Origin of the sequence: Paenibacillus sp. NFR01, from assembly GCF_900111565.1 — a bacterium.
GTDB lineage: Bacteria > Bacillota > Bacilli > Paenibacillales > Paenibacillaceae > Paenibacillus_AQ.
In genome coordinates this window covers 749,155-761,957 of the sequence record NZ_FOIK01000001.1, presented here as the reverse complement: position 1 = coordinate 761,957, position 12,803 = coordinate 749,155, and the positions used below count along the sequence as shown (strand labels likewise).

Annotated in this window: 13 protein-coding genes; 9 read left to right on the top strand and 4 right to left on the bottom strand. The window is 56.3% G+C overall.

Translation table 11 applies throughout. The features are described from left to right. Positions 1 to 86 precede the first annotated feature (86 nt). Complete coding sequence (locus BMW84_RS03330; RefSeq protein ID WP_091064444.1) at positions 87 to 980, top strand: LysR family transcriptional regulator; 894 nt, start codon at positions 87 to 89, stop codon at positions 978 to 980. Here BMW84_RS03330 and BMW84_RS03325 read toward each other — a convergent pair. Continuing rightward, positions 973 to 1,419 (bottom strand): Lrp/AsnC family transcriptional regulator, encoded by a 447-nt coding sequence (locus tag BMW84_RS03325; protein ID WP_091064441.1) that lies wholly within the window; start codon positions 1,417 to 1,419, stop codon positions 973 to 975. The genes BMW84_RS03330 and BMW84_RS03325 overlap by 8 nt on opposite strands. A 129-nt stretch (positions 1,420 to 1,548) precedes the next feature. On the opposite strand from BMW84_RS03325, the gene BMW84_RS03320 reads away from it, so the two are divergent. The 6 genes from BMW84_RS03320 to BMW84_RS03295 all read left to right on the top strand — a co-directional run bounded on the left by BMW84_RS03320 (position 1,549) and on the right by BMW84_RS03295 (position 7,913). After that, positions 1,549 to 2,304 (top strand): MBL fold metallo-hydrolase, encoded by a 756-nt coding sequence (locus BMW84_RS03320; RefSeq protein WP_091064439.1) that lies wholly within the window; start codon positions 1,549 to 1,551, stop codon positions 2,302 to 2,304. Between the two features lie 219 nt (positions 2,305 to 2,523). Then, positions 2,524 to 3,534: a lysylphosphatidylglycerol synthase domain-containing protein gene (locus BMW84_RS03315; RefSeq protein ID WP_091064437.1), complete on the top strand. Its 1,011-nt coding sequence runs from the start codon at positions 2,524 to 2,526 to the stop codon at positions 3,532 to 3,534. Beyond that, a complete protein-coding gene (locus BMW84_RS03310; protein WP_091064434.1) occupies positions 3,524 to 4,726 on the top strand; it encodes a glycosyltransferase family 4 protein in 1,203 nt (400 codons plus the stop codon). The genes BMW84_RS03315 and BMW84_RS03310 overlap by 11 nt, the downstream gene beginning before the upstream one ends. Positions 4,727 to 4,868: 142 nt before the next feature. Then, positions 4,869 to 5,996 carry a tyrosine-protein phosphatase gene (locus BMW84_RS03305; RefSeq protein WP_091064432.1) on the top strand — a complete coding sequence of 376 codons (1,128 nt, stop codon included), beginning with the start codon at positions 4,869 to 4,871 and terminating at the stop codon, positions 5,994 to 5,996. Between the two features lie 461 nt (positions 5,997 to 6,457). After that, entirely contained in the window at positions 6,458 to 7,480 is a 1,023-nt protein-coding gene (gene trpS, locus BMW84_RS03300; RefSeq protein WP_091064431.1) for a tryptophan--tRNA ligase, read from the top strand. After that, a complete protein-coding gene (locus BMW84_RS03295) occupies positions 7,464 to 7,913 on the top strand; it encodes an aminoacyl-tRNA deacylase (protein ID WP_091064428.1) in 450 nt (149 codons plus the stop codon). The genes trpS and BMW84_RS03295 overlap by 17 nt, the downstream gene beginning before the upstream one ends. Before the next feature lie 72 nt (positions 7,914 to 7,985). Here the strand turns inward: BMW84_RS03295 and BMW84_RS03290 are convergent, their stop codons facing one another. From BMW84_RS03290 to BMW84_RS03280, 3 genes are all read right to left on the bottom strand, one after another. Further along, positions 7,986 to 9,218 carry an aminopeptidase gene (locus BMW84_RS03290; RefSeq protein WP_091064426.1) on the bottom strand — a complete coding sequence of 411 codons (1,233 nt, stop codon included), beginning with the start codon at positions 9,216 to 9,218 and terminating at the stop codon, positions 7,986 to 7,988. A gap of 86 nt (positions 9,219 to 9,304) precedes the next feature. Continuing rightward, entirely contained in the window at positions 9,305 to 9,655 is a 351-nt protein-coding gene (locus BMW84_RS03285; RefSeq protein WP_091064424.1) for a hypothetical protein, read from the bottom strand. 75 nt (positions 9,656 to 9,730) lie between these two features. Beyond that, a complete protein-coding gene (locus BMW84_RS03280) occupies positions 9,731 to 10,498 on the bottom strand; it encodes an exodeoxyribonuclease III (protein ID WP_091064421.1) in 768 nt (255 codons plus the stop codon). Between the two features lie 132 nt (positions 10,499 to 10,630). Here BMW84_RS03280 and BMW84_RS03275 point away from each other — a divergent pair, with 132 nt between their 5' ends. Both BMW84_RS03275 and BMW84_RS25200 read left to right on the top strand, forming a co-directional pair. Continuing rightward, positions 10,631 to 11,767, top strand: coding sequence for an MFS transporter (locus BMW84_RS03275; RefSeq protein ID WP_091064420.1), 1,137 nt, complete (start codon positions 10,631 to 10,633; stop codon positions 11,765 to 11,767). Between the two features lie 44 nt (positions 11,768 to 11,811). Then, the gene (locus BMW84_RS25200; RefSeq protein WP_368086699.1) at positions 11,812 to 12,777 is read left to right on the top strand and encodes an SRPBCC domain-containing protein; all 966 of its coding nucleotides are present in this window, start codon (positions 11,812 to 11,814) and stop codon (positions 12,775 to 12,777) included. Positions 12,778 to 12,803: the final 26 nt, after the last annotated feature.

Sequence of the window (12,803 nt, the reverse complement as noted above, 5' to 3'; positions counted from 1 at the left end):
GGGGTATTTCGTATAATTGAATTATATGAACCTCAAGTTCAATATTATTGAACTCAGTTATTGAACTCAAAACTGGAGGCCTGGAAATGGATCTAAAAGCGATCACCACGTTCCATAAAATCGTCGCCTGCGGAAGCTTTAACCGCGCCGCCCAGGAGCTGAATTATGCCCAGTCCACGGTCACCATGCAGATCCAGAAACTCGAAAACGAGCTGGGCTTACAGCTGCTGGAACGCGGCAAGGAACTGAAGCTCACGGAAGCCGGAAGACTGTTCTATGAGCAGAGCATCGGCATTGCGGATCATGTCGAGCGTCTGCGCACCCGGATTTCGGACTTCAGCAGCGGCGAAGCCGGCCATGTCCGGCTGGGGGTGACGGAACCGACGGCGAGCTTTCGGCTGCCGGAACTGCTGCGGGTTTTCTCGGATAGGTATCCCAAAGTTCAACTCTCTCTCGAAATCTCCAGCACGCCCGTACTGGCCGAACATATTCTCAGAGGTGAACTGGATATGGCCGTAGCGACTGCGCCGGATCTGGGCGGGGAGATTATGTTCGAAGGGCTGTTCCGGGAACACTTCGTTTTGCTGCTGCCCGCAGGCCATCCGCTGGCGGAACGGGCCACCGTGGAACCCGAAGACTTAAACGGACACCGTTTGCTGATTACTTCGGCTACCTGCCCCTATCGCAGAAAGCTGGAGGCGGTGCTGAAGGACCGGGGCGTCAGCGTGGAAACCATGGAGATTGGAAGCATGTCGGCGCTGCAGTTTTATGTGGAAAAAGGTTTCGGCATCGCGCTGGCACCGCTACTCATGCTGAAGGATCTTCCCGGGGGAATGACGACCCGCCCGATCGGCGGGAGTCTCATCCATATGACGATGGGGCTTTTAAGCCGTTCCTCCGCCGTTCCGCTGCAAGGGGCCGCCCGGCGGCTGTACGCTTTTTTACAAGAGGAATGGGGGGCTGATCAACCTGTCACTTAAGCTGTTCGGTGGACAGGCTTAACTTATAATTGCCGAAGCGGAGCAGATCGTCCAGCAGCCGGTTCAGCTCGGCCATATCCGTCACCCGGACGCGGAGCCAATAGCAGCCTTCGCCGCTGACGCGGTGCATCTCCTGAACCTCCTGCCGGGACTGTACATAGCTCCGGAATGAGTGGTGGCTCTGATGCAGATTCATAAAAAAGACGATAAAGGCATGAACGGCCAGCCCGAGCTTCTCCGGCCGCCAGCGCAGCGTATATCCTTCGATCACCTGCATGTCCTGCAGCTTCCGTACGCGCGCCCCGACCGCCTGGCTCGTCAGATGAACCTGTTCGCCGATTTCTTTATGGGACCGCAGGGCATTCTCCAGCAGCAGCTCGATAATCCGCAGGTCCGTGTCATCCAGGGTAGGTTGGTTCAATCGGGCCCATCCTTTCATTTTGAAAATAAAATCCGTAAATCCCTTTCCGCGGGCGATTCCGGCAAGTTCTCCCGGCAGTTATGATGGATAAGAGCCATTATACCTGATTGACATTATACCTGAAGACAGGAAAAGGAGCATGCCCCGATGAAAATACAGCTTGTCCGTCACGCTACGTTGTGGATCGAATATGGAGGCCATACGTTTCTCGTTGATCCGATGTTCAGCGACACGGGCGCCAATCCGCCGATTATGAACTCCGGCAACGAACGGCGGAATCCGCTCCTTCCGCTGCCGGATAAAATGCAAAATTGGATCAACCCGGATGTTATTCTGGTGACGCATCTGCACCTCGACCATTGGGATGCTCCAGCCGCGCAAATACTGGCGAAGTCGCTTCCCGTCCTCTGCCAGCCCGGCGATTCGGGCGCCTTCACGGAGGCGGGATTTACGGATATCCGGGAGATCGGGGAGTCCGCGGAGTTTGGCAGCGTCACGCTCTACCGGACCGGCGGGCAGCATGGAACCGGCGAAATCGGCGCACGAATGGGACCGGTCTCGGGATTCGTGCTGCAGGCGGAAGGCGAGCCGGCTCTTTATATCGCCGGGGACACCATCTGGTGCGCGGAGGTACAGGAGGCGCTGGATACGTTCAAACCGCAGGTCGTTGTAGTTAATGCCGGAGGCGCCCGATTCACGGGATCGGATCCCATCACGATGGATGCCGCGGATGTGGCAACCGTTGCCGTTTCAGCGCCAGGCAGCCGGATCGTAGCCGTGCATATGGATGCAATCAATCACTGCCTGGTGACGCGCGAGCTGCTCCGCGAACATCTGGCCGTCGCCGGCCTGCTCTCGCGGGTCGATATCCCGGAGGATGGACAATGGATTGATCTTGAGTAAAATAATTTCCAACAATGCCCTCAAGCCTAGATGCTTGGGGGTGTTTGGTATACATATATATCCATTATAACGACTCTTCCCCATTCGGCTTTAAGTTTCATCCATGCGAAATCCGGCTACAATGAAAGTAGTCAGATTTAATAAAACTCGGTTCTCCGGTTTACAATCCGGACCTATAATCAAACAGATATGCAAACTCTCATCAAGGAGCGATGCAAGATGGCGGCTGCACGAAAATGGGCTCCGACCGTTCTGAAAGCCGTCCTTATCGCGGCAATCATCATTTTTGTGCTGCGCAGCGTCCCGTTGAAAGCGGCGGATATTACGGACTTTCTAATTCATGCCAGCGGTAACTTCTACCTTTCCATCGTCGTGTTCGCGATCTTTCTGATGCTCCAGGCGAGCATCTGGGTGCTGATCGTCAATGCGGCATCCAGCGGCGCCAGTGCGTTGACCGGGAAATGGACAGGAAAAATCGGGCTGCTGCCCGGATTGAGCATTTTCGTAAACTCGCAATTTGCCAAATACATTCCCGGCGGAATCTGGAATTATGCCGGACGGATCATGCTGGCTTCCCGTGCCGGCATTCCGCTGGATGCCCAATTTGCGGCGATTGTCTATGAAAATATTTTATTATTCTCGGCCGCGCTAACCTTCGCCCTGATGCTTGCGGTCACGCTGCACTTCGAGACGGTTCCCCTTCTGCTCGCCGCCTCCCTTCTCCTCCTGTTCACCTATTTCTTCTATCCGCGCATGACCGCCGGGGCACGCGGCATATTCATTAGAGTATCCCGTTTGAAGGTGCTGAAGCGGCCGCTGGAGAAATTGACCAAGCCCTTCGGCCAAATCGGGACCGTACGTTCTGAAGTCCTGCTTACGCGCAACCAGTTCTTCGGCTATCTCGGCTGCTTTATTGCCAACCATTTTATTATGGGCATCGGCTTCTGGCTGCTGGTCAACAGCTTTGGCGCAGGACGGATTAGCATCATTTATGCCGCAGGCACGTTCGCGACGTCCTGGCTGATCGGCTCGTTTAGTCCCCTGCCGGGCGGACTCGGCGTGCGGGAAGGGTTCCTAGTCTACTTTCTGTCGCTGAAGCTGGGAAGCGAGGCGGCGCTGCAAATTTCGGTGATCGCTCGTCTGTGGAATGTGCTGGCGGAAGTGCTCTTCTGGGCGTTCATTCAAACAGCTACCCAATTCAGGAAAAGGGTGAAATCCTATGGATCCTAAAAAAATCCTGCTCGTCGCCGGCGTGTTCCCTCCCGGAATCGGCGGAATGCAAAACTATTACTATAATCTGGCCGTTCATACCAAACACGAAATGACCGTTCTTGCTTCGGAATATGCGGATAGCGAAGCTTTTGACCGCAAACAGAAGTTTAAAATCGTGCGCGGGGCGTTTCTTCGGAACGAAAAGGCCGATTTGCGCAGCTGGGGGCGCCTGTTCCGCTCCGTCCGGAAAATGCTGAAGCAGGACGAACCCGATGTGACCGTCTATGGCTATGTGCTGATCGGCTTTATCGGTCTGCTGCTGCGTTACATTTCCGGCCGTCCTTACGTCGTTTCTACGCATGGCATGGATCTGCTGATGTTCCGGCGGTTTCCCGGGCTCAATCAGATCGTGAAGCTGATCCTGCGCAAGGCAGACGGCATTATGGCGAACAGCGAATTCACGAAAAAGCTGCTGGGCGATTACGGCGTTGATCCGCGCAAGATCGGAATCGTGTACCCCGGCGTCGAAAGCCACTTTAACCGGCAGCCGAAGGATCAGGAGCTGGTGCGCCGGTACGGACTTGAGGGCAAATATGTGATCCTGTCTGTCGGCCGGCTGGTCACGCGGAAGGGACAAGACCGGGTCATCGCAGCCATGCCGGAAATTCTGGAGCAAATCCCGAACGCCGTCTATTTGATCGTCGGCGACGGGCCGGACCGCAAGCGGCTGGAGCAGCTTGCGAAGGATAACGGCGTCGAAGGCGCCGTCATCTTCGCCGGGAGCGTCAGCGGCAGCGACCGGCTGAACGCGTTCTATAATCTGGGCGACCAGTTCATTATGGCCTGCCGCCAGCTTACCAAAGGCGATGCCGAGGGCTTCGGCATCGTGTACCTGGAGGCCGCGTCCGCCGGCATCCCGGTCATTGCGGGCCGTTCGGGCGGGGCGACCGAAGCCGTGCTGGACGGAGTGACGGGGCTGCTAGCCGATCCGGAATCGCCGGCGGACATCGCCGCGCAGATTATCCGCTTCCAGACGGACCCGGCCCTCCGCGCACGGCTGACGGAAGCCGGCTACAAGCGGGCAAAAACGGAATTCCAGCACGGCAATGTCGCCGAGACTTTTGACGTGTATATCAGCCGGCTGTGCAGCCGTACCGCCCCTTCCCGGAAACGGGCGGAAGAACCGGCCATCGGTAAGCTGCGGCCTTAACGAACTAGGATAATCATAAACTGTCTTGTATAAATATGAAATATAACGCGAATTTTACACATTCATGCGTTAATGTTAATACAGTCCCCCTATACTTACTCCTTGGGATAAGCACTTCACTTACCGGGAGGATAACTATCAAATGTCGTACAAAAAAGTATCCATTGCCTTACTGTCCGTGTCCATCGTCTTCGGTGCAGCCGTACAAAGCTCCGTGTTCGCCGCACCTGCCGCCGCCAGCTCACAGGTCAAAAAAGTCGGCCAGTTCACCGCAGCCAGCGTAGAGCGCAACGCCGCGAACCAATTGATTATTCGCTGGAAGAGCAGCGCCGATCTGGGCGCCGTAAAAATTTACTGGAGCACCTCTCCGGACAACATCGAAAAAACCGGCAAGCTGCTGACCATGACCCACTCCAGCTACAACGGGTATGTCGCCGCCGATCCGAAGCCGGATGCCCGCGTTTATTTTCTGATCAAAAGCGCCGGCGGCGCCAAAATCACAACCGCCGAACGGAAAGTCAATCTTCAAGGCGCATACAACTTCCGTGACCTGGGCGGCTATAAAACGACCGACGGAAAAACCGTGAAATGGGGCAAGCTGTACCGCGCTGAAGAGCTTGGCCGCCTGACCGCAAGCGACCTGAGCTATATCCAGGCCATGGGCATCAAGACTAATGTCGATTACCGGACGGATGCCGAAGTCGCCGCCCTTGCCGATCCGGTGCTGAAAGGCATGGAATATGTCCGCACGGATGCCGGAAATGCCGGCAGCGCCGCCGATCTGAATGCCATGATCGCTTCCGGGCTGATGAAGGACGAAGCTTCCGCCGTGGCAATGATGGCCGGCTTCAATAAACAAATGGTCGATGCGCCTAAATTCTACATCCAGCTGATGGAGCTGCTGAACGATCCAAGCCATATGGCGCTTGTGCAGCACTGCACCGCCGGTAAAGACCGCACCGGTCTCGGCTCTGCGATCATTCTTCTGACGCTTGGCGTCGACGAAGAAACGGTCATGAACGACTACCTGCTGAGCAACGTATACCGCGCCGAGGCGAACAAAGCAGCCATCGCCGCGCTCAAAACGAAGATCCAGGATGAAAATGTGGTCGCCGCCGTCACTGCGATGATGGGCGTGCAAAAAGAATTTTTACAGGCCGCATTGGACGAGATGAAGGCGAAATACGGCTCGATTGACGGCTTTTTGGAAAAAGGCCTCGGCATCACCAAGCAGGAACGCGCCAAGCTGAAGGCAATGTACACCGAATAACGGATTGACAGCGGCCTGCCGGCAGAGGTAGTATACAGCTATATCCGAAACAATGTTGAACAAGTGTAAGTAGGCCTATGATCGTGGATTTCAGAGAGCCGGTGGTTGCTGCGAACCGGTGTCCGGCATAGGGCTGAATGGACTTGGGAGTTGCGTTTCCGAACCTCCGCTGACCCGGAGCACTAGGAGACTGCCGGGAAATCCCGCCGTTATCACGGGAGCGGTATCGAGCTGAGCTTACCTTAACAGACAGTCTCCGCACCGTAACTGACGACCGGTCAGACGCTTGCACATTGGCGTTGTACACGGTTATTAAGGTGGCATAAACGATAACTTCGTCCTTAGGGGCGAAGTTTTTTTATATTCTGCGAAGGGGGTGATGGCCATGGAGGATGGTTGGTGGCGACCTGAAAATGACGTTTTGCCCAGACCCATTCAATTACCTTATTGGAGGAATGAACATGAATCAGGAACGTGTATTAACCGGAGACCGGGTTACCGGCAAACTCCATCTCGGCCATTACGCCGGAAGCCTTCAGAGCCGCGTGGCGCTACAGGAGCAATATGAATCCTTTGTTTTTCTGGCGGATGTTCAGGCGTTGACCACCCATTTCGAGCGCCCGGAGCTAATCCGCAGCCATATCCGCGAAATTGCGCTCGATTATCTGGCCGCGGGCATCGATCCCGAGAAATCAACGATCTATATCCAGTCGCTGATTCCCGAGATTGCCGAGCTGACGGTCTTCTTCTCGATGTTCGTCACCGTCAATGCCCTGCGCCATAATCCTACAGTCAAAGCCGAGTCCAAAAATCAGGGGCTGGACGAATTGTATTACGGCTTCCTCGGCTATCCGGTAAGCCAGGCTGCGGACATCGCCATTCTCAAGGCGACGCTCATTCCAGTCGGCGAAGATCAGATCCCCCATCTGGAGCTGGCACGCAAGACGGTGCGGCGGTTCAACGAGCTGTACCGGCCGGTGCTGCCCGAGCCGCGCGAGCTGATCAGCGATACGCCAAGGCTGGTCGGAACGGACGGCAACGCCAAGATGAGTAAAAGCCTCGGGAATGTCATCATGCTGGATTCCACCGCCGAGGAGCTTCGCCATAAAATCAAACGCGCGGCTACTGATCCGGCCCGTATCCATAAAAACGATCCCGGTCATCCGGAAGTCTGCCCGATCTATGCATACCATCAAGCCTTCCTGCCTTCCGGCACGCCGGAAATCCGCGAAGCCTGCGAGCGCGGCACAATGGGCTGCACGGCGTGCAAGGAACGGATTACCGCCGGTCTTGAAACGCTGCTCGGACCGATGCGTGAGCGGCGCGCCTACTATGCCGCCCGGCCGCAGCTCGTCGGCGACATCCTGCAAAGCGGCACCCGCCGTGCCCGCAGTATCGCGCGGGAAACGATGCGCGAGGTGCGCGAGGCGATGGAAATGGACTATTTCCGGAAGGAGACGGGTAGCCATGTTAACCTTGCCTGAGCTAACGCGAATGCTTAACGAATCCGGCTGCCGGTTCGAACTCATCGCCCATGACTTTCCGATCCGCTCTACCGCGGATGCGGCGAGCCTGTTTCCGCTCCGGCAATCGGCGCCGACGCTGATCCTTCAGACGGAACGCGGCTTGATCGCCTGTATCTCCGGCTATGCGCGCGGCCGGCTCGATCTTGCCGCGCTAAAGCGGACCTTCGGCTATTCTAGCCTGAAACTGGCCCCGGCAACTCGGGTCCTCGCTGAGACCGGCTATGTGCCGGGCGCCGTATCCATGATCGGCCACGGGTTGCCTTGCCTATTCGATAATCGCTTGCTGGAGCACGGCTTCATCTACGGCGGCAGCGGCGACGAGCTGCATACGCTCAAGATCGCCCCTGCCGATGTTGCGCGAATGAATACGATCATCGGCGTACTCGAATAGATCCGCTGCCCTGGCGAGATCGCCCACAAAAAGAAAAGGCTGCGCCGGATGGCGTAGCCTTTAAAGTACTGCTTACAATGCCCAGTTGCCCTTGCGGAACACAGGCTCTACGGTGCCGTCAGGCAAAATCCCGTCGATGTCCAGCTCGGCGGAGCCGATCATGAAATCGACGTGGGTCAAGCTGACATTCGCGCCGCGCGCCAGCAGCTCTTCGCTGCTCAAACCGACGCCGCCCTCAATGTTGACCGGGTACGCGCTGCCCAGCGCAAAATGGCAGGAGGCGTTCTCGTCGATGCCGGTGTTGTAGAACACCCGGTTCATCCGGGAGATCGGCGAATCATGCGGCACCAGCGCCACTTCGCCGAGGTAAGACGCGCCGTCGTCGGTCTCCAGCAGCGAAGCCAGATGCTCGCGTCCGGACACGGCGTCGTATTCCACAACCTTGCCGTCTTTGAACGTAAAGGTGATGCCGTCCACCAGCCGGCCGTTCAGATTCAGCGGCAGCGTGCTCGACACGGTCCCGTTCACACCGGCGCGATGGGGCATGGAATAGACCTCTTCGGTCGGCATGTTGGCGATAAAATAGACGCCGTTCGCGTTCTCTCCGCCCGCGCTTTTCCAGATATGGCCTTCCGGCAGCTCCACATGCAGATCCGTGCCCGGCGCGCGGTAATGCAGCGCTTTGTAGCGCTTCGCATTCAGCCGGTCCTGACCGACCTTGAGCGCCGCAACATGCTCCTTCCACGCCTCCACGGGATCGCCGTCGCCGACGCGGTTCATCTGGAACACCGCTTCCCACATCGCGTCGATCCGCTGCTCTTCCGGCAGGTCGGCATATACCTTATCGGCATACGCCTTCGTCGGCGCCTTGATCAGCGACCAGCTGATTTTGTTGTTTCGCGTGTAGTTCTGGTATTTGCGGCGGGCGATGGCTGCCGCCTTCACGGCGGTCGCTACCTTGCCCGATTCAATGCCGCGGAACAGCTCCGGATCGGGAACCTTGATGGACAATACCGCCCCGCCCTCTTCGGCAAAACCTTCGAGCATGTCTGCATGCCACTGCGGATAATAGCCAAAGCTGTCTTCGGGGGCTTTTTCATAACGGATGCGGGTGACCGTCTCGTCGTCCCAATCCACCATGACGTATTTGGCTCCGGCTTCGTATGCCTTGCTTACGATCAGGCGGGTCAGCTGCACGGTCTCCAGGGGAGCGTTCACCATCAGTACCTGGCCGGGCTGTACGTTGACGCCGACCTTGACGACCAGCTCGGCGTATTTTTCCAGCAATGTGTCAAAATCTTTCATTTTACTTATCCTCCGTGTCGTTAGTCGCAACCTTTCCTATTGTAGCGCAAAACGCGGGAAGTTGCGATCCGGATGCGGGACAGGTGTTATGGATGACGCTCCACCTGCAGCAGCGTCACGGTCTTCAAAACATACGTATGCCGGATTTTGTTTTCGTCGATGACTTTGAGCTTGGCCAGACTGGCCACCTTGCCGGGATCTGCCTTGGAGACCAGCCGCCATACCTCCGGATCGGACAAGGTTTTGTAAAGCAGCTCGTCGTCGTACTCCTTGCGCTGCTGCGTCACCAGCTTGACCCGGTAACCGCCGAATACGGCTTCGCTCTCCCCCTGCTCGTTCATGCCGGCCAAAATTTCCTGGCGCAATGCAGCCAGCTCCTGCTCCAGTTCCTTTTGCTTTGCCTTAAGCTTATAGTACTGCTGGACCTGTTTATCCATCGCGGTGTACACGCTCCTCTCGGAACATGTATATGCGCCGGGCGGGGCAGACATGGCAACGATATGCAACACTTCCTATGCCGGATCGTTCAGCTCCAGCACCACCGGACAATGGTCGCTGCCCAGAATATGACAGTCCATTCCCGCTTCCTGAATAAATGGAGCCAGCCGTTCCGAGGCCAGAAAATAGTCGATGCGCCAGCCCACATTGCGCTCGCGGATCTTCGGCATATAGGACCACCATGTATAGGCGCCTTCCTTATCCGGATACAGATGCCGGAACGTATCGATGAAGCCGGCGCCCAGCAGCTCGGTCATCTTGCCGCGCTCTTCATCCGTGAAGCCGGAGTTGCCGCGGTTCGACCGGGCATTCTTGATGTCGATCTCCTGATGCGCCACGTTCAGGTCGCCGCAGACGACGACCGGCTTCAGCTTGTCCAGCGCGAGCAGATAGTCGCGGAACCGGTCCTCCCAATCCATGCGGTACTCCAGCCGCGACAGATCACGTTTGGCATTCGGCGTATAGACATTCACCAGGTAAAAACCGGCGAATTCCAAAGTAATGATCCGTCCTTCGTCCTGCGTCTCCTCGCCAAAGCCGACGCCGTAACGCACGGACAGCGGTTTGATCTTGGTGAAGACGGCTGTGCCGGAGTAGCCTTTTTTCAGCGCATAATTCCAGTATTCTTCATAGATACCGCCATGTTCCATGGCGATCTGGCCTTCCTGCAGCTTCGTCTCCTGCACGCAGAAGATATCGGCGTCCGCTTCCTTGAAATAATCGTTAAACCCTTTGCTCACGCAAGCGCGCAGCCCGTTGACATTCCACGATACCAGTTTCATCCTTCTCCGTCCTCTCCATAAACGCATGACTGCTATCCAGTGTACCATAAACCGTGCGCGGGCGAATCGGGAGTCTGTGGTACAATAAGGAGGATTGTTTTAATTGACCTTATATGTAAGGAGCACCGCAACATGAACACGTCATTTTTGTTGAAAGGATTTAATTTCATCTATTTTGCTTTGCTCGCCATGTTTATTCCGTTTCTGCCGGTCTATCTGGATAATCAAGGCCTCAGTCCCGCCAAAATCGGCTTCATCATCGGAACCGGCGGCGTTGTGACCATCATCGCCCAGCCCCTCTGGGGCATGATCAGCGACCGGACGAAGACGATCCGCAAAGTCCTGCTGCTCTTGCTTGTTTGTTCCGCTGTGCTCGGTTATCTGCTGTATGCATCAGCGAGTTATACTATGCTTGTCATCTTCGCCATGCTGCTCTATTTCGTATTGATGCCGATCGATCCCCTGACCGAGAGCCTCAACTTCCGCATTGCCGAAAGCGAAGGGATCAGCTACGGTTCGATCCGTACCTATGGCGCGCTGGGCTACGGCGTGATGGCGCTGCTGACCGGGTATGTACTTGTCTATTTCGGCGCGCATGGGCTTGGCCTGCTGTTCGCCGCAAGCAGCATGCTGGGACTGTTGCTCTGCTGGAAAATGCCCGATGCGCCCGTCGCCGGCAAGCCCGTCACATTAAACAGCCTCAAGCAGTTTCTGGCGAACCGGCAGACGCTCCTGTTCCTGCTCCTGATCTTCGTCAGCTCCGTCCCGGCGCGGATGAACGATACCTTTCTCGGGGTGTACATTCTGGAGCTGGGCGGCAAATCGCAGCTCGTGGGGCAATCCTTTTTCATTGCAGCAGCCAGCGAAATCGTCGTGTTCGCACTCAGCTACCGCTGGCTGCGCAGCGGCAAGGAGCTGATCACGATCACCATTGCCGGTGCGTTTTATTTTATTCGCTTTTTCCTGTCGGCCTGGATCAGCGATCCGCATCTGCTGGCCTACCTGCAAGTGCTGCAGCTCCTGACCTTCCCGGTGTTCTATTCAGCGGCGATCCAGTATCTGTACAGCATCGTTCCTGCCGAATGGCGGGCCACGGGCCAAACCGTTCTGGCTTTGCTGTTCTTCGGCGTCTCCGGTATCCTGTCCTCTTACGCGGGCGGCCTGCTGTACAACGCTTTTGGCGGCCAAACGATGTATTTCTGCATCGCGGCGTTATCGCTGGCCGGAACGCTGTTCGGGTTCGGGTTGCACCGGAGATACGTTGCATAAACTCAGATTTCGGTCTACAACCACTCACTTAAGGAGGGTACGCCATGACAACGAATATCGGCGACAACGAAGTGGTGAACTCGCGGACATTTGCTTTTTCCCGGAAGCAGGTCTTTGAAGCCTGGACAACCCCCGAACGTCTTGCCCGCTGGTGGGGACCGCTGGGATTCAGCAGCACCTTCCAGGAATTCGACCCTAGGCCCGGCGGTGAATGGCGGTTTGTCATGCACGGTCCTGACGGTACGGACTATCCCAATCGCAGCATGTTTGAGGAGATCGTTCCGTACGAGCGAATTGTGCTTAGGCACCTGAACGCTCCGCCTTTCCAGATCACGGCAACTTTCGCGGAAGCGGACGGCAAGACGTTATTAACATTTCGCCAGACGTTTGAGCAAATATCGTTCGTGAAGCAAAACCGTGAATTTTTGAATTCCGCCAATGAACAGAATTTAGACCGTTTGGAAGCTCTGCTTGCCGAATTAAAGGGTAATTTCATGGAGCAATATGCTGCTGTAATCGGGGAATATCAAAGCGCGTTGAAAAAGTACTCCATCCCCCAGCTGCGCTATAAATCGGCGCCGGACGTCTGGTCGCTCGGCCAGATGTACGATCATCTGATTCTCGCGGCGCTGGACTACCTGGACCAAGTGGAGCGCTGCGCGTCAGCAGCGGAAGAGCAGCCTGAAGGTAAAACGGCAGGCGGAGCCGCGCTGTTCGAAGCGGGCGCTTTCCCGGACATCCGCATCCGTCTTCCGGACGGTCCGGAGAATACGCCGGATAATTCACGGGGTACCGATGAATTGAGGGATGGTCTCGATGTAGTGCTGAAGAGGATGGCCGAATGGGAATCCCGGCTTTCGGAGGTTAACCACAACCTAAAGGTCAAACATGACGGGTTCGGCTGGCTGAACGCCCAGGAATGGTTTCAAATGATCGGCATGCATTTCCGGCACCATTTGCGGCAGAAATCCGAGCTCGAACAGAAGTACACAGATGCGGACCAAAATTAAAAAGCATTAAAAAAGCCCCTTCCGTT